The 17,153-nt window shown below is 73.7% G+C and carries 12 protein-coding genes; 8 read left to right on the top strand and 4 right to left on the bottom strand.

What is annotated here, in order from left to right:
• Positions 1–19: 19 nt before the first annotated feature.
• Positions 20–1,522 carry a DEAD/DEAH box helicase gene (locus OG490_RS03970; RefSeq protein WP_443065749.1) on the top strand — a complete coding sequence of 501 codons (1,503 nt, stop codon included), beginning with the start codon at positions 20–22 and terminating at the stop codon, positions 1,520–1,522.
• 137 nt (positions 1,523–1,659) lie between these two features.
• Here OG490_RS03970 and OG490_RS03975 read toward each other — a convergent pair whose 3' ends face one another.
• The 4 genes from OG490_RS03975 to OG490_RS03990 all read right to left on the bottom strand — a co-directional run bounded on the left by OG490_RS03975 (position 1,660) and on the right by OG490_RS03990 (position 4,836).
• Complete coding sequence (locus tag OG490_RS03975; RefSeq protein WP_330294880.1) at positions 1,660–2,256, bottom strand: hypothetical protein; 597 nt, start codon at positions 2,254–2,256, stop codon at positions 1,660–1,662.
• Between the two features lie 62 nt (positions 2,257–2,318).
• The gene (locus OG490_RS03980) at positions 2,319–2,996 is read right to left on the bottom strand and encodes a GNAT family N-acetyltransferase (RefSeq protein WP_330294881.1); all 678 of its coding nucleotides are present in this window, start codon (positions 2,994–2,996) and stop codon (positions 2,319–2,321) included.
• Positions 2,997–3,097: 101 nt separating this feature from the next.
• A complete protein-coding gene (locus tag OG490_RS03985) occupies positions 3,098–3,631 on the bottom strand; it encodes an SRPBCC family protein (RefSeq protein ID WP_330294882.1) in 534 nt (177 codons plus the stop codon).
• 92 nt (positions 3,632–3,723) lie between these two features.
• Entirely contained in the window at positions 3,724–4,836 is a 1,113-nt protein-coding gene (locus OG490_RS03990) for an NUDIX hydrolase (RefSeq protein WP_330294883.1), read from the bottom strand.
• A 218-nt stretch (positions 4,837–5,054) separates the two neighbouring features.
• Between OG490_RS03990 and OG490_RS03995 the strand changes: the two genes are divergently transcribed.
• The 7 genes from OG490_RS03995 to OG490_RS04025 all read left to right on the top strand — a co-directional run bounded on the left by OG490_RS03995 (position 5,055) and on the right by OG490_RS04025 (position 17,127).
• Entirely contained in the window at positions 5,055–6,806 is a 1,752-nt protein-coding gene (locus OG490_RS03995) for a VanW family protein (RefSeq protein WP_330294884.1), read from the top strand.
• A gap of 167 nt (positions 6,807–6,973) precedes the next feature.
• Positions 6,974–7,468, top strand: coding sequence for a hypothetical protein (locus OG490_RS04000; RefSeq protein WP_330294885.1), 495 nt, complete (start codon positions 6,974–6,976; stop codon positions 7,466–7,468).
• Positions 7,469–7,585: 117 nt separating this feature from the next.
• Positions 7,586–8,245 carry an NAD(P)-dependent oxidoreductase gene (locus tag OG490_RS04005; RefSeq protein WP_330294886.1) on the top strand — a complete coding sequence of 220 codons (660 nt, stop codon included), beginning with the start codon at positions 7,586–7,588 and terminating at the stop codon, positions 8,243–8,245.
• A gap of 156 nt (positions 8,246–8,401) precedes the next feature.
• Positions 8,402–10,363, top strand: coding sequence for an RNA ligase family protein (locus tag OG490_RS04010; RefSeq protein ID WP_330294887.1), 1,962 nt, complete (start codon positions 8,402–8,404; stop codon positions 10,361–10,363).
• On the top strand, positions 10,363–13,374 hold the full coding sequence (locus tag OG490_RS04015; protein WP_330294888.1) for a poly(A) polymerase: 3,012 nt from the start codon (positions 10,363–10,365) through the stop codon (positions 13,372–13,374). Before OG490_RS04010 ends, OG490_RS04015 begins: the two co-directional genes overlap by 1 nt.
• Positions 13,375–13,724: 350 nt before the next feature.
• Positions 13,725–15,914 (top strand): discoidin domain-containing protein, encoded by a 2,190-nt coding sequence (locus OG490_RS04020; protein ID WP_330294889.1) that lies wholly within the window; start codon positions 13,725–13,727, stop codon positions 15,912–15,914.
• 139 nt (positions 15,915–16,053) lie between these two features.
• Positions 16,054–17,127 (top strand): DUF1996 domain-containing protein, encoded by a 1,074-nt coding sequence (locus tag OG490_RS04025; protein ID WP_330294890.1) that lies wholly within the window; start codon positions 16,054–16,056, stop codon positions 17,125–17,127.
• Positions 17,128–17,153 lie beyond the last annotated feature (26 nt).

Genomic DNA, 17,153 nt, shown 5'->3' on the forward strand with positions numbered 1-17,153 from the left:
GTCTCACGGAAGGTTCTGCATGAAGAACCCGTCACCTCATGGGCGCTTCGGCATCAAGCCCGGAGCGAAGGCAGGCCCGAAGGGCGGTGCGAAGGGCGGCGGGAAGACCCCGCGGACCCTCGGCCCCCAGGGCGAGTACTCAATGCCCCGGACGACCACGCCGGCGCTGCCGCCGGTGGAGTCCTTCTCGGAGCTCGGCCTGCCCCCTGAGCTGGTGACGACGATGGCCGACCAGGGGGTGGCGGAGCCGTTCCCCATCCAGGCGGCGACCCTCCCCAACTCCCTCGCGGGCCGTGACATCCTCGGCCGCGGCCGGACCGGCTCCGGCAAGACGCTCGCCTTCGGGCTCGCGCTGCTGGCCCGGACGGCGGGACAGCAGGCGGATCCGAAGCGGCCGCTCGCCCTGGTCCTCGTACCGACGCGCGAACTGGCGCAGCAGGTCACCGAGGCGCTGTCCCCGTACGCGCAGGCCCTGAAGCTGCGCATCGCCACGGTCGTCGGCGGCCTGTCGATCGGCAAGCAGACGGGCGCGCTGCGCACCGGCGCCGAGATCGTGGTGGCCACCCCCGGGCGGCTCAGCGACCTGATCGGGCGGCGCGACGTCCACCTGGAGCGCGTGAAGATCGTCGTCCTCGACGAGGCCGACCAGATGTGCGACATGGGCTTCATGCCGCAGGTCACCGAGATCCTCGACCAGTGCCACCACGCCGGCCAGCGGATGCTGTTCTCGGCCACCCTGGACCGCAACGTGGACCAGCTGGTCCAGCGGTACCTGAAGGACCCGGTCGGCCACTCCGTGGACCCGCAGTCGGCCTCGGTGTCCACGATGGACCACCACGTGCTGCACATCCACGCCGCCGACAAGGTCTCGGCGGCGACGGAGATCGCGGCGCGCGAGGGCCGGGTGCTGATGTTCCTGGACACCAAGCACGGCGTCGACCAGTTCGTGAAGCACCTGCGCGCCATGGGCGTACGGGCCGAGGGGCTGCACAGCGGGAAGTCGCAGCCGCAGCGCACCCGGACCCTGGGCCAGTTCAAGGACGGCCTGCTGAACGTCCTGGTCGCGACCAACGTCGCCGCGCGCGGCATCCACATCGAGGACCTCGACCTCGTGGTCAACGTGGACCCGCCGGCCGACAGCAAGGACTACCTGCACCGCGGCGGCCGCACGGCCCGCGCCGGGGAGTCCGGCAAGGTCGTCACCCTGGTCACCCCGAACCAGCGGCGCGACATCGTCCGCCTGATGGCCGACGCCAAGATCCGCCCGACCATCACCCAGGTCCGCTCCGGCGAGGCGGCGCTGAGCCGGATCACCGGCGCGAAGGCCCCGTCCGGCGTGCCGCTGGCCGGCGCCGCGGCCACCGACGCCAAGGGCCGGCCCTCGGGCACGGAACTCGGCTTCCGCGGCATCGGGACCCGGCCCGGGCGGCCCGGCAAGGGCAAGGAGTCCCGTAAGACCATCGAGGCCCGGCAGGCCGCGGAGGCCCGCGCGGCGGCCCGGGTACGACGGGGCACGAAGTAGCGGGAGACCGCGGTGCGGTGACGAGGTGAGCGGAGGTGCCGGCTTCCCCTGCGGGGGGGGCCGGCACCTCCGTCATATCCCGATGTCCAGATGTCCAGATGTCCCGATGTCCCGCCAGACTCGGTCGCGGTGCCGAGTCACGCCGCCCGTCGCAGCAGCCGCTGGGCCGCCGCGTTGCGGACCCGGCGGGTACGGGCCTCGGCGGCGAGCAGCCGCAGGGCCTCGTCCGCGTGCAGCGACTGGGCCGCCGTGCGCTGGCACCAGTCGGAGGCGGCGAGGAGCTCCGCCCGTGACCAGGGCTCGCCCCGGGTGATGTCCTTGAGCAGGGTCCACTCCCGCAGCCGGCGGGCGGCGAAGGTACGACCGGCGAGGGCCTCGCCCACGGCCCGCGCCCAGGCGGGGAAGGCCTCGTCGGCCAGGAGCCGGGCCGCCCGCCGGTCCAGGTGCGTGACCACGGCGCTCTCGGCCATCACCGGGTCCGGATCGCGCAGGACGGCGGCCACGGCCTCGGCTTCCGCGGGCTCACCGGACGCGGCGGCCAGGGATTCCAAATGCCGGGCGTAGCGCCAGTGCTCGGCCGGCTGCCCGGACGGCTCGGCGACCCGCTGGGCGGGTACCGCGGGCGCCGCGGGCACTCCGGGCGGCTGCTCGGGCGGCGCGAGGGCCGCGGTCGTCCCTTCGGCCCGGTTCGCCGGGCCACCCCCCTGGCGCATCTGGTACTCGCTTCTCCCCATGCCGCCATTCCACACGACCCCGGTGAACGGCCGGTGGTCAGGGTGGCTTCGGGGCCGTTCCCTCAGGCCGGAGCCACCGCGCGGTCCTGCGGGGCCGGAGCGAGCATCAGGGCCTCCGCGCCGACCGGGCGGTATCCGGCGGCCTGGAACGCCCGGATGCTGCGCGTGTTGCCGGTGGACTGCTGGGACCAGAGCGGCGCCCCGTCCGGGACCAGGTGGCGGGCGGCGCGGGCCAGTTCGCGGCCCAGTCCCCGGTGCCGGGCGGCCTCGTCCACCTCGATGGCCGTCTCCCAGCGGCCCGCCACTCCGCGGCCGAGTATCACCACTCCCCCGCCGGTGGGCGTCGCCCAGACCCGTACGCCGTCACGGCGGACCCGGGCCCGGCGGACCCGGGGGTGATCCGGGTCTTCGATCTCCCTCAGTTCCAGGGCGGGTTGGCCGGGGAGCGCCTCGGCGACCGTGAGCAGGTCGGTGGTGTCGTGGCTCCGGCCGGTGCGGTCCAGGAGCGCGACGAGGAAACGCGGGTTCATGGTGGCAGCAAGGCCGTCGCAGTCGATGGCGGCCAGGGTGGAGCGCACCCAGTCGGGGTCCTCGTCGGTGAAGACCACGGAGTGCGCGGTGAAGGCGAGCACTCCCGCGTCGCGGGCGTTCGGCTGGGGCACGACGGTGGTGGTTCCGTCGGGCGCGGGGAAGCGGCCGGCGGCGGCCTCGTCCAGGATCTCGGCGAGTGAGAGTGACATGTCGGCGGATCAGCGCTCCAGGTCGGCGGTTTCCCACCATGATCACAGGCTGGCATCCGGCGCTCGTGGGAGGGTGCCGCGCGATCGGGTCACGTCCAGCACTAGCTCGCCTCGTGGGACTCGTAGCCGCCCGCGCCCTGGGTGTTGGCGTGGCCCTGTTCCGGCAGCGGGGCGCCGGTTTCCAGGAGGGTCTTGAGGCTGGACGCGAGCATCGGCCAGGCGCGGCCGCACATGCCGATGAGGGTGCCGCCCGGTTCGAAGTCCTCGTGGAGGATGGTCAGTCGCGCGAGGGTGTCCCCGACCGGCTCGATCTCGTACGTCACCTTCGTGCGCCGCTCGCGCGCCAGTTCGGCGCGGAGTTCCTCGCCGATGCCGACGGAGGCCGCCCACTGCGGGGTGAAGGTGTGCCAGGTGTACGCGAGCCGCCGGTTCGGTACGCACTCCAGGACCACCTGCTCCGGATCGCTGGTCCGTGCCCCGCGCTCCACCCAGTCCATGGTCGACCCCACCCGCCAGTCGGTCTCGAAGTCGAGCCCCCAGTAGCGGCGGGTGAACGCGGGCTCGGTCAGGGCCTGCCACACCCGGGCGGGGTCGGCCTGGACGTACACGGTGTAGGTGATCGCAGTCTCGCTCATCCCCCCATGCTGCGGGACCGCGGGCCGCGGACCGGGGATTGATGGCCGGGGATCGAGGTCCGAGGTTTGAGGGCCGGGGCCCCCGGCCGGGGTCACCAGCGGCAGCCCTCCTGCGGGAGTTCCGTCGGCGGGGTGCGGGGCGGGGAAGGGAGGGACAGGTGGGTGCGGGCGGCGTGGACGGCGGCGAGCTCCTCCAAGCCGGCCGGGCCCCAGTCGCTGAGTTCGCGGACCTGTTCGGGGGTGGCCAGGAGGCGCGCGTACGCCGGGTCGGGGCCCGGTGGCACGGCCGTGAGCCGGGCGGCGGTACGGGGGTGCGCGCACTGGTCGGCGTACCGGTGGCCCAGCGGGAACGCGCCCGTGGTCGGGCCCGCCTCCGGGGACGGGAGGTGCGCCGTGCCGGTGGCGCGGGCGATGAGCAGCAGGACCCGGCCGTCGGGGGCGAAGAGCCAGCCGGCCGGGTCCCGCAGCGGCAGGTGCGCGGGGGCGGGGGCCGGTCCGGGGTGCCAGGTGCCGTGCTGACGCGGGCGGTGGGTGCGCAGGACGCCGAGCCGGTCCAGGGCGGTGGGTGTCGTGGGGCGGCCGTCCTCCAGCAGGGCGGTGCCGCCGCCGTTGATCCGCGCCCGCAGGGCGGACAGGGCGCGGCGGGCGTCGCCCGCGTCCATCAGGCCGGGCAGATCGGCCGGCTCGGCGAAGTGGATGCCGGTGATCTCCTGCGCGGGGAGCCGGACGGACTCGATCCGCTCCCGGCTCCAGGTGCCTCCGTCGAAGACGTGCAGGATCTCCCCGGGGAAGCGCATCGCGGGCGGGAACCCGGGCGCGTCGGCGGGGATCCAGTCGACGGCGAGGCCGCGCGGGTAGTGGCCCTCGACTCCCAGCTCTTCGCGCACCTCGCGGGCGGCCGCCGCGGACGGCGCCTCGGCCGCGTCCACCGCGCCGCCGGGAAGCAGCCGGTCGGAGCGGTAGTCGACGCTCTGGAGGAGTACGCGCCCCTCCGGGTCGGTGACGAGGACCACGGCGCCGGCCCAGACCGTGGCCCGCGAGGCCCCGTACTCCTCCGGTGTCATCCAGGTGCTCGGGGCCGGGATGTCGACCGCGTCGGTCCTCGTGGCCGCGTCGCGTTTCGTGGCCGCGTCGTTCTTCGTGGCCGCGTCGTCGTACTTCGCGGTCTCGTCGTACTTCGTGGCCTCGTCGGTCAGCTGCGGCATCGGACTCCCATCAACGTAGGGGCGTTCACCGTGGGTGGACCCGCCGCCTGTGCAACAGTGCGGACGGCCCCCGGGTTACGCAGGCCACTCCCTCCCCTTTACCAGCCCTATACCTCTTTATTACCCGGTTACATGGATCTTGCTAGGTTGCGAGGGCGGGCTGGCGGCCTGAAAACCGCCGGTCCGACCACGTCACCGGAGCGAGGAGAGACCCCGACATGCGACGCGCACCCCGTACGGGCACCCGGGCGGCCACCCGTAAGCGGTGGAGCGTGCCGGGCGTCGCGGGCGTGGCCGGCGGCGCGGCGGTCCTCGGCTTCGGCGGGCTGTACGCCGCCGGCCTGCTGCTGGCGGGCGAGGAGGTCGCCGCCGGTACGAAGGTGCGCGGAGTCGACATAGGCGGGATGAGCCGCACCGAGGCCCGCCAGACCCTGGACCGGGAGCTCGGCCCGTCCGCCGCGGCCCCGCTGGGGCTGCGGATCGGGGAGCGCTCCGAGCAGGCGCACCCGGGCACGCTCGGCCTGTCCCTGGACACCGGCGCCACCGCCGACCGGGCGGCGCGCTCCGGTTCAGGCCCCGTCAGCGTGATCGGGCGGCTGTTCTCCTCCGGCGATTCCGACGTCGAGCCGGTGGTCCGGCTCGACGAGAAGACGGCCCGCACCACGCTGGACGGGATCGCGGCGAAGGCCGGGCAGGAGGCCCGGGAGGGCGCGATCTCCTTCGAGAAGGGCAGGGCCAAGGCCGTGACCCCGGTCACCGGCACCGCTCTCGACGTCGACGGCTCCCTCGAAGTGCTGCGCTCCGCCTACCCCCGGACCGCTGCCGGGGCCAAGGAGCCCGTCGACCTGCCCGTCCGGCGCACGGAGCCCCGGATCGGGCAGCAGGAGACGGAGCGGGCCCTGAAGGGGTTCGCCGAGCCCGCGGTGTCCGCGCCGGTCACCCTCACCGTGGACGGCAAGCGCATACCCGTCGGCCCCGCCGTCCTCGCCGAGCACCTCTCCCTCGAGGACGACGGGCAGGGCCGCCTCGCCCCCTCCCTCGACGCCAAGGCGCTGCTCGCCGACCCCGAGCTCGCCGGGCCGCTGCGTCTGGCCACGCCGGGCCCCGTCGAGGCCAAGCTGCGCACGGACTCCGCCGGGCGGGTGGCCGTCGCCGAGGAGGGCACCCCCGGGCGCCGGATCAGCGAACAGGGCCTCGGCGCCGCCGTGCTGCCGCTGCTGACCCGGACCGGCGCCGCGGAGCGTACGGGCGAGGTCCCCACGGAGGCCGTGCGGCCGAAGCTGTCCAAGGACACGGTCGAACAGCTGGGCATCAAGGAGCAGATGTCCACGTTCACGGTCGAGTTCGAGAAAGCCCCGTACCGGACGACGAACATCGGCCGGGCCGCCGAGCTGATCGACGGCTCGCTCGTGATGCCCGACGAGACGTGGAGCTTCAACCGCCGGGTCGGCGAGCGGACCGAGGAGAACGGCTTCGTCGACGGCCTCATCATCAACAACGGCCAGTACGAGAAGGCCTCGGGCGGCGGGGTCTCGGCGGTCGCCACCACCGTCTTCAACGCGATGTTCTTCTCGGGCGTCAAGCCCGTCGAGTACGGGGCCCACTCCTTCTACATCGAGCGCTATCCGGAGGGCCGCGAGGCCACCGTCGCCTGGGGCAGCCTGGACCTGCGCTTCGCCAACGACTCGGGCAAGGCCCTCTACATCCAGGCCGAGGCGACCGACACCTCGATCACCATCACCTTCCTGGGGACCAAGCAGTACGACGAGATACGCGCGACCAAGGGTCCCCGTACGAACGTCAAGCCGCCCGCCACCCGCACGGACACCGGCCCGAAGTGCGAGCCGCAGTCCCCGCTGGAGGGCTTCGACGTCGCCGTGGACCGGGTGTTCGTCAAGGGCGGGCAAGAGGTCAAGCGGCAGACGATGAAGACCACTTACACCCCGCGCGACAGCGTGACCTGCGGCTGAGGGGCGCTGTGCAGGGCGCGCCACTCCGGCCCGCTCCGGCCCGCTCCGGCCCGCTCCGGCCCGGGCCGCTCCGGTGTTCCTCACGCCACCCGTGTGGGTGAGCGCGTGCGGGAGGCCGGGAGTTCGTGCGGCAGGGTGGGCGCATGGAGTCGTGCCGGGGACCGTGGGTGCCCCTGATCGTTGTCGCGCTGGCCCTGACGGCCGGGTGTGTGACCGTACGGCCGGACGCGCCGGGTACGGGGCCCGGGACTCGACTGGTGCCGACGGGCGTGCGGACGGCCCTGCCGGCGCAACCGACCGTGGAGGCAAGGCCGTTGGGCCGGCTCCCCGAGACCGCGCCCGCTCCCGCGTCCCCCGCCGCGCCGGACGCGTCCCTCGCTCCGGACGCCGGGGTGCCGGTGTCCGTGCCCGGCGCCGCCGAGCGGGACGGGGAGCGGGACGGGGCGGAGTCGGGGGCCGCTCGGCGCCGCCAGGCCGGTCCGGACCGGCCGGAGCGGCCCCGGCGGGCCAAGCCCGGCCGGCCCGCCGCCGCGCCCGGTGCGGCTCCGGCCGCGAAGCCCCGTAAGCCCCGGCCCGCGCCGAACCGCAGCTACGACATGGCGCCGCTGTGCGCGGCGGCCCGGGGGACGGTGGACCCGGCCATCGTGGCGCTGTGCCACTGACCGGCCGGACCCCTTCCGACCGCGTGGCGCTGCCGGGCTCGGGCGGCGGGATTCGCTTGGATGGGCCCGGCGGGCCCCGACCGGGGTCCCCACAGCCTCCACCCCCCAGGAGTCGCCATGGCGAAGATCGCACTCTTCGGCGCGACCGGCACCATCGGATCCCGGGTGCTGCACGAAGCACTCGGGCGCGGACACCAGGTCACGGCCGTCGTACGCGACCCCGCACGCCTCTCCGGGGCGGACGCGGGCACCGCCGTCGTCGTACGCGGCAATGTCCTCGACCCCGCGTCCGTGACCCAGGCGGCGGCCGGGCAGGACGTGGTGGTGAGCGCGTTCGGACCGGGCCCCGGAGATCCCGGCACCCTCGTCAGCGCCGTCAAATCGCTGATCGGCGGCGTCCAGGCGCTCGGCGCCGACGGATCCCGGCCGCGGGTGATCACCGTGGGCGGCGCCGGCTCGCTGCGCACCCCCGGCGGGCCGCTGGTGTGGGACCAGGCCGGAATCCCCGAGCCCGTCCTCGCCGTCATGCACGCCCACGGGGACGCGCTCGACTTCCTGCGCACCGTGCCGGTGGACGAGGTCCGCTGGACCAACCTCAGCCCGGCTGCGCGGATCGAGCCGGGCGAGCGGACGGGTACGTACCGCCTGGGCGACGACGATCTCGTCGTGAACGACGAGGGCCACAGCCTGATCTCCACGGAGGACTACGCCGTCGCGCTGGTCGACGAGATCGAGCGCGACGCGCACGCGGGCAAGCGGTTCACCATCGGGTACTGAGCACCGGGTACTGAAGCCTCGGGTACTGAGGCCTCGGGTACTGCACATCGGCTACTGAGCGTCGACTACCCAGCCGCACGACCGTTATTCGCTGGCCCGGCCGGGCCCGGCTACCTAGAGTGACCGGGCACCACCGTCGTCGAGCAGGAGCGGACCATGCGCACCCACTACCCCCGGACCACGCATCTGCCCTGGTCACCGGGCGTGACTTCGGACGACCTGCGGGCCACCGGGGCGGACGGCCTGGCAGGGCTGGCCGGACGGGAGGTCGTGGTCACCGAGAAGCTCGACGGGGAGAACACCACCCTCTACTCCGACGGCCTGCACGCGCGCTCGCTGGACTCGGGCCACCATCCGTCACGGGCCTGGGTGAAGGGACTGCAGAGCCGTATCGGCGGCGGCATCCCGGCCGGTTGGCGGGTGTGCGGGGAGAACATGTACGCCCGCCATTCGCTGGCGTACGAGGAACTCGACGCGTGGTTCTACGCGTTCTCGGTGTGGGACGGCGACCACTGCCTGGACTGGGACCGGACCGTGGCGTTCCTGCGCGGCCTCGGTGTGCCCGCACCGCGGGTGCTCTGGCGCGGCGTCTTCGACGAGCGCGCGCTGCGCAAGCTGCGGCTCGACACCGCGCGCCAGGAGGGGTACGTCGTCCGGACGGTGGCGGGCTTCGAGCGCGCCGACTTCGGGCGCCGCGTGGCCAAGTGGGTGCGCGGCGGCCACGTGCAGACGGACACGCACTGGATGTACGCGCAGGTGGTGCCGAACGGGCTCGGACCGGCGGCCGCGCTGTGGGACGTACGGTCGGGCGCCGAACCGGATGTGGCCGGGCTGCTGCGCGCGGTGGGGATGGCGGGCGGCACCGCGGGGGCCGACACCGATCCGGCGGCGGCCGGGGGCGGAATCGTTCCTCCGGAGGCCGGGGGCAGTGTTGCGGACCTCGTCGCCGAAGTGGCCGGGCGGATCGACGGCTTGGGCGCGCGGCGGTCCGGGGAGGAGCGGCTGGCCGGGATACTGGCGGCCGCGCTGCACGGCGTACCGCGGGCCCGGCTCGCGGCGCGGCTGGCGGCGGGGCCGCTCGGGATGGCCACGGCGCGGCGGGTCGCGGACCTGGTCGGCCTGTATCCGGCGCTGCACAGACCGTTCCCCTACCCGGACGCCGAACGGCACGCCGGGCTGGTAGGGATGGCGGAGGCCGTCGACCTGGGGGTGCTGCACGCGCTGGCGCGGGCGGTTCCGGCCGGGCCGGGCGGCGGCGGGGCCGGGGAGGGCTTCGGGGCAGCCGGGGCACGCGAGGCCGATGGAGCCACCGAAGCCGTGGAAGCCGCTGAAGCCGTGGAAGCCGTCGACTGGTCCGCCCTGTGCGCCGAGGAGGCGGGGCTGCTCGGGCCCGCGCCGCTGGAACCGCTGCGGGCCGGGCTGCGCACGGCCCTGGCCGCCGCCGGGATCGGCGACGCCGACGCGGCGGACCGCTGCTGGGCCGAGGCCCGCGAGGCGTACGGGCAGGGCAAGCTGACGGGCCCGGAGGAGGCGGTGGCGGCGACCTGGCGGTGGCGGGACGGCGCGTCCTACCCCCGGCTGGTGCAGCTGTCCGGCCCTTCGGGCAGCGGAAAGAGCACGTACGCCCGCACCCTGTCGGGGGTGGAGGAGTACATCAGTCTTGACGATCTGCGCACGGCCCGGGGTTCCCGTTCGGGACAGCGGGACAACGCGGACGTGCTCCGCGAGGGCCTGGACCGGCTCGACTCGGCGCTGGCCGCAGCCGCGCGGTCCGGCGGAACCGTGGTCTGGGACGCCACCTCGCTCACCCGGCAGCAGCGCGGGCTGGCCGGCGCGATCGCGCGGCGGCGGAACGCGCTGGTCACCCACGCGGTCGTCCTCGTCGAGGAGGCGGAGCTGCTGCGCCGCAACTCCCGGCGCGCACACCCCGTACCGGCGCAGGTGCTGACCTCGCAGCTGCACCGGTTCGCGCCTCCGTACCCCGGTGAGGCGCACCGGACCTGGTACATCGGGGCGGGCGGAACCGTCGAGGACACGGCGGGCACGATCACCACGGCGGCGGCGTCCATGGCCGCGACGACGGCTGCGACTGCGACTGCGACGGGCGAGGTCGGCTGATGCGTACCAGCGAAGAGCTCTACCACCAGGTCCGCTGGGACCCCCGTTTCGACCCGGCGCGGTTCACGCTCGGGCTGCTCCAGCGCGGCGCGCCGCCGAAACGGGTCCCGCTGCCCTCTTTCGTGCCCGGCGGCGACGTCCCGTGGCACCGGGTGCTGTTCGTCGAGGCCGACGGCGAGCTGGTGTGGGACCGGGCGACGGGCATCGACCTCATCGGCAGCACCCCGGCCGGGCAGGTCCGCGATCCGCGACTGCTGCGGGCGCCGTTCTTCACGGCGCGGACGCCCTACGCCTGGGACCCGGCGGGCGACGGCGCCTGGCTGCCTGCGCCCGAGGACGGGCCGCGCGGGGCGGGGCCCGCCCGGGTGCGACTGCTGACGTGGAACACGCTCTGGGACCGGTACGACGCCCCCCACATCTCCACCGCGCGGCGCAGGCCGCTGCTGCTGGCCGACCTGGCGGCGGCCGACGCCGATGTGATCGCGCTCCAGGAGGTGGAGCGGGAGCTGCTCGCCATGCTGCTCGCCGAGCCGTGGGTACGGGCCGAGTACACGGTCGCCGCCGATCCCCGCGGTCGGGACGTGGCCGAGAGCGGGCTCCTGGTGCTCAGCCGGCTTCCGGTGCGGGAGGCGGGCGCGCACGCGCTCGGACCGCACAAGGCGGTCGTCGCCGTCACCGTGGACACGGCCGGTGGGCCGCTGGTGGTGGCCGCCACCCATCTGACGAGCGATCACACCGAGAACGGAGCCGCCCGGCGGGCAGTCGAACTGACCCGGATCTCGGAGGGGTTGGCGGGAGTCGAAGCGGGCGCGATCGCAGTGCTCGGCGATTTCAACGACGGCCGCTCGGGGACCGAGGGACCGGCGGCCGCACTGGGGCTCCGGGACGCGTGGAACGAAGTGCACGGAGCGGCGGACCAGACACCCACCTTCGACCCGGTGGCCAACCCCCTGGCGGCCGTCGGCTCGTTGACGGGCCGCGCCTCACGGCTGGACCGGATCCTGCTGCGCTCGAGCGGAGTCCGGGTGACGCAGGCCGCGCTGCGTGGCAACTCCCCTGCTCCGGACGGGCTGTTCATCTCCGACCACTACGGGGTCGAGGCCACGATGGAGTTCGGGCCGGCGGACGGAGCGGGCGGCGAGCTGCTGGACGCACGGCCGACCGCACGGACGGCGGTGGCCTGGCTGCCCCCGCACGACGCGGCGGTGGAGGCGGTGCGGCGGGAACACGATCCGCAGGCGGGACGCTGGCCCGCGCACGTGAACGTGCTGTTTGGGTTCGTACCGGAGTCCTCCTTCGAGGCGGCGCTGCCGATACTGTCGGAAGTCGCGGCGCGGACAGCAGAGTTCACGGCCCGCCTGGAAGGGGTGTACCGCTTCGGCCCGACCCTGTGGCTGGACCCGGCGGCGGCCGGCGACGCGCCGTGGCAGGAGCTGAGGCGAGCCCTGGAGGAACGGTTCCCGGGGTGCCGGGGCCGGAGCGAGGGCTACACCCCGCACCTGACGCTGGGCCGCAGCCAGGATCCGGGTCGCGCGGAGGCCGAGCTCACGGCGCGCCTCGGCGGCGGCCGTTCGGCGCGCGTGGACACCCTGGCCGTGCTGTCGCGGCGCGGGGACGGGCCGATGCAGGTCCGCGCGACGGTGCGGCTCGGGACGGGCGAGGTCCGCTGGGCGGCGGAGCCCGCGACCGGCGGGGCCCGGCAGAAGACGGAGCCGACGCGGCCGATCGCCGACCCGGAGGGTCTCGGCGCAGACCCGCGGGCTCTCGACGGAGAACCGGCGCCGACCGGATGCGCGGCACGGGTCACGGCACGGATCGCGGCGGCGCTGCCGGAGGCGGCCGTACACGTGGTCGGCTCGCGGCGGATGGGCTGCGCCCTGCCGGACGCGGACCTGGACCTGGTGGCGTGCCTGCCGGGAACCGCCGACATCGCGGAGGTACGGGCAAGGCTGGCCGCGGCCTTCCCGGAAGCGGACCGCCTCCGGGAGGTGAGGGGCGCCCGGGTACCGGGGCTGCGTCTGCGCGTGACGGAGCGAGGGCCGGCTTCGACGGGCGCGCCCGAGCCGGGATCCGCGGGGGCGGCCGCGGCAGCATCGGTCGTAACCACGCTGGACGTGGACCTCGTCCTCGTGGCCACCGGCTCGATGCCCCCCGAGGAAGCGGTGGCCAGGCGTGCAGAGCTCGGCCCGGCAGCGGCGGTGGCCCTGAGCGCGGTGAGCGACGCGGACGCGGTACGGGCCTTCGTGGGCCCGGAGCACGCCGCGTTCGCCCGGCTGGCGCGCGAGGTGAAGGCCTGGGCCCGCTCGCGCGGCCTGGACTCGGCCCCCTTCGGCGGGCTCCCCGGCCTGGCCTGGACGGTCCTGGCCGCGCACACGGTGCGCACCTTCCCCGGCCTCGCCCCGGGCCAACTGCTCCAGGAGTTCTTCGCCACTTGGGCCGCCTGGGACTGGCGCATGGCGGTGGCTCTGCCCGGGGAGGGTCCCGGCGACGGCCTTCTCGGCGGTCCCGGCGACGGCCCGGGTGTTGGTGTCTCCGATGGCGGCGTCACCGTTCTCACCCCTTCCGCGCCCGTCCGCAGCTGCACCACCCAGGTCGGGCCCGGGACGCGGGACCTGCTCGGGCGGGAGCTGTACACCGCCTGGGAGGCTCTCGAGGGCGGCGCCGCCGACGGCTTCGCCGCCACCCCTCCTCCCCTGCACCGCCGCCATGCCGCCTGGGCCGTGGTCACGGTGACGGGGGAACGGCCCGGCGAGTTCGAGGAGAACCTCGGCCGCATGCGCGGCCGGGTCCTGGCCCTGCTCGACGCCTTGTCCGGGGCGGGCTGCGGGGAGGCCCATGCCTGGCCCCGCCCCTTCGAGCGGACCCGGACCCTGGCTCGCTACGCGATCGGCCTCGGCTCGACGCCGCCGGATGCGACCGCCCTGGCCGCCGTCACGCCCCTCTGGTCGGCGAGGCTCCCCGGTACGGAAGTGGCCCGGGTGGACGGCGGCGCCGTCCCCGACCTCCCCTGAACCCACTGGGGAACCCGCACCGCATCGACAAGTAACGAACACGGAAGCGCCCCTGACTACAAGTCAGCCGACAATCTCCGAACGCACGGGAGACTCCTGGACCGAGCCCCGTCCCGCCGTAGCGGGCACGGCGAGACGGAGCGGTCAGAGCCTCAGTAGAGCCCTGGCAAGTTTTTTCGTCAACACTTTTCACAAGGATTGAAGAAACTCCAAGTTCACAGGCCTGATGCGTGTTTGACACACCGTTTGATCTTCAGTTCATGAACGCTCAAACCCTTGACGGGCCTTCGGCGGGGCAGTTCACTCACGCTTCGATCCCCCCGGATCCCCAACGTCAGGAGTAGCCCCGCATGCCCCTCCTCTCCGATCACCCTCCCCGGCGGAGCGCCCCACCCCGCCGCGGCCCCTCGAAGATCTCCGTGGCCGCCCTCGCGGCGGCACTGGTCGCCGCCCTCCTCGTGCTCCTCCCGAGCACCGCCGCGACCGCGGCGCCCACGCTCCTCTCGCAGGGCAAGCCCGCCACCGCCTCCTCCGTCGAGGGCGCCGGCACCCCCGCCTCCGCCGCCGTGGACGGCGACAACGGCACCCGCTGGTCCAGCCAGTTCGCCGATCCGCAGTGGATACAGGTGGACCTCGGAGCCAACGCCCAGATGAGCCAGGTCGTCCTGCGCTGGGAGACCGCCGCCGCGAAGGCGTACCGCGTCGAGCTGTCCACGGACGGCGCCAACTGGTCCACCGCCTACTCGACGGCCAACGGCACCGGCGGCGTCCAGACCCACGACATCACCGGCACCGCCCGCTACGTCCGCGTGTACGGCACCCAGCGCACCACCGGATACGGCTACTCGCTCTGGGAGTTCCAGGTCTACGGGACCACCGGCACCGGACCGGCCCTCCCGGGCGGCGGCGACCTCGGCCCCAACGTGATCGTGTTCGATCCCTCCACGCCGAACATCCAGGCCAAGCTGGACCAGGTCTTCGCCCAGCAGGAGTCGGCGCAGTTCGGCTCCGGCCGCTACCAGTTCCTCTTCAAGCCGGGCACGTACAACGGCCTCAACGCCCAGATCGGCTTCTACACTTCGATCTCCGGTCTCGGCCTGAACCCGGACGACACCACCATCAACGGCGACGTGACCGTCGACGCCGGCTGGTTCAACGGCAACGCCACCCAGAACTTCTGGCGTTCGGCCGAGAACCTCGCGCTCAACCCGGTCAACGGCACCGACCGCTGGGCCGTCTCGCAGGCGGCCCCGTTCCGCCGCATGCACGTCAAGGGAGGCCTCAACCTGGCCCCCTCCGGCTACGGCTGGGCCTCGGGCGGCTACATCGCCGACTCGAAGATCGACGGCCAGGTGGGCAACTACTCGCAGCAGCAGTGGTACACGCGTGACAGCTCCATCGGCGGCTGGTCCAACGGCGTCTGGAACCAGGTGTTCTCCGGTACCCAGGGCGCGCCCGCGCAGAGCTTCCCCGAGCCGCGCTACACCACCCTCGACACCACCCCGGTCTCCCGGGAGAAGCCGTTCCTCTACCTGGACGGCGCCGAGTACAAGGTGTTCGTCCCGGCCAAGCGCGTGAACGCGCGCGGCACTTCCTGGGGCAACGGCACCCCGCAGGGCACCTCGATCCCGCTCAGCCAGTTCTACGTGGTCAAGCCGGGCACGAGCGCCGCGACGATGAACCAGGCGCTGGCCCAGGGCCTGCACCTGCTCTTCACCCCGGGCGTCTACCACGTCGACCAGACCATCCAGGTCAACCGTGCCGACACGGTCGTCCTCGGCCTCGGTCTCGCCACCATCGTCCCGGACAACGGGGTGACCGCGATGAAGGTCGCCGACGTCGACGGCGTCAAGCTCGCCGGCTTCCTGATCGACGCGGGCACCGTCAACTCCCCCTCCCTGCTGGAGGTCGGCCCGGCCGGCGCCACCACGGACCACGCGAACAACCCGACCACCGTCCAGGACGTGTTCATCCGGGTCGGCGGCGCCGGAGCGGGCAAGGCCACGGCCGGCATGGTGATCAACAGCCGCAGCACGATCGTCGACCACACCTGGATCTGGCGCGCCGACCACGGGGACGGGGTGGGCTGGGAGACCAACCGCTCCGACTACGGGTTCCGCGTCAACGGTGACGACGTACTGGCCACCGGGCTGTTCGTCGAGCACTTCAACAAGTACGACGTCGAGTGGAACGGCGAGCGCGGCCGCACGATCTTCTTCCAGAACGAGAAGTCGTACGACGCCCCCAACCAGGCCGCCGTCCAGAACGGTTCGGTCCGGGGCTTCGCGGCCTACAAGGTGGCCGACTCGGTGAACACCCACGAGGGCTGGGGGCTCGGCAGCTACTGCTACTACAACGTCGACCCGACGATCGTCCAGGACCACGGCTTCGAGGTCCCGGTGAAGCCGGGCGTGAAGTTCCACGACCTCCTCGTCGTCTCGCTGGGCGGCAACGGCCAGTACGCGCACGTCGTCAACAACACGGGCGCGGCGACCTCGGGTACGTCGACCACCCCGTCCACGGTCGTCTCTTTCCCCTGATCGACCCCGATCGACCCCTGACCCCCGGATGACGCGGGGCGGCCCCAGGCCGTCCCGCGTTATCCGGGCCACCCGAGAGAGCGCTCTCCCACCTCTCTCGGGCCCCGACCCATCCGACCCATCCGAAGGAGTCCAGACGATGAAACTCCGACCGCGGACCCTGTCCGCCTTGCTGGTCTCGGCGGCCGTCGCCGTGACCGCGGCCGCCGGTCTCGGCGCCACCGCGCTCACCGCGCAGGCCACCCCCGACTCGGCTTCCGTCCACATGGGCATGGACCACTCCGCCGTGGCCCCGCTGGCGACCGGGGACGACCCCGACGGCGACGGATACATCCCGGCCGTGCCGCAGGTGACCGGCGTGACCCCGTCGTGGAACAACCCGCCGGACCGCTACTTCCACGAGTTCCAGGCCAACTGTGCCGTCACCAAGACCGCCCCGGACGACCCGATCGTCTTCGCCGGACGGCCGGGCGCCTCGCACGACCACACCTTCCTGGGCAACACCGGCACGGACGGCAACAGCACCACCGCCTCCCTGAGCGCCGGCGGCACCGCCTGCAACGCGGTCGGCGACCTGTCCGGCTACTGGATGCCGAGCCTCTTCAACGGCAGCCAGAAGATCCTGCCCACCGGCCCCCAGGTCATCTACTACAAGACGGGGGTCACCGACTACACGAGCGTGCGCCCCTTCCCCAAGGGACTGCGCTTCGTGGTCGGCAGCCCGACCCAGAGCGCGGCCGAGTTCCGCGCCAACAAGGGCTGGGTCGAGGGCTGGGAGTGCGGCGACAGCTTCAAGAACGTCGAGTTCCCGGCCAACTGCCCGGCCGGGACCCAGCTCAACATCCGGATGCAGTCGCCCAGTTGCTGGGACGGGAAGAACCTCGACACCCCGGACCACAAGGCCCACATGGCCTATCCGGTCGTGAAGCCCGGCAACAACGACAACGTCTGCCCCGCCGACCACCCGGTCGCGGTGCCGATGGTCGAATTCAAGATGGCCTTCCCGGTCAGCGGTGACATGTCGCAGGTCAGGCTGTCCAGCGGCGCCGGTCACACCTTCCACTACGACTTCTTCAACGCGTGGGACGACCGGACCCTGAACGCCATGGTCGAGCACTGCATCAAGGGCGGGCTCCAGTGCAACGCCCGCGGCTACGACGAGACCCACCCGGCGGCCGGCGCCGTACTCGGCCCGGACTACCGCCTCCCGTAGGGGACTTCGCAGCACCGGACGGCGGA

The organism is Streptomyces sp. NBC_00503, from assembly GCF_036346895.1.
Lineage (GTDB): Bacteria > Actinomycetota > Actinomycetes > Streptomycetales > Streptomycetaceae > Streptomyces.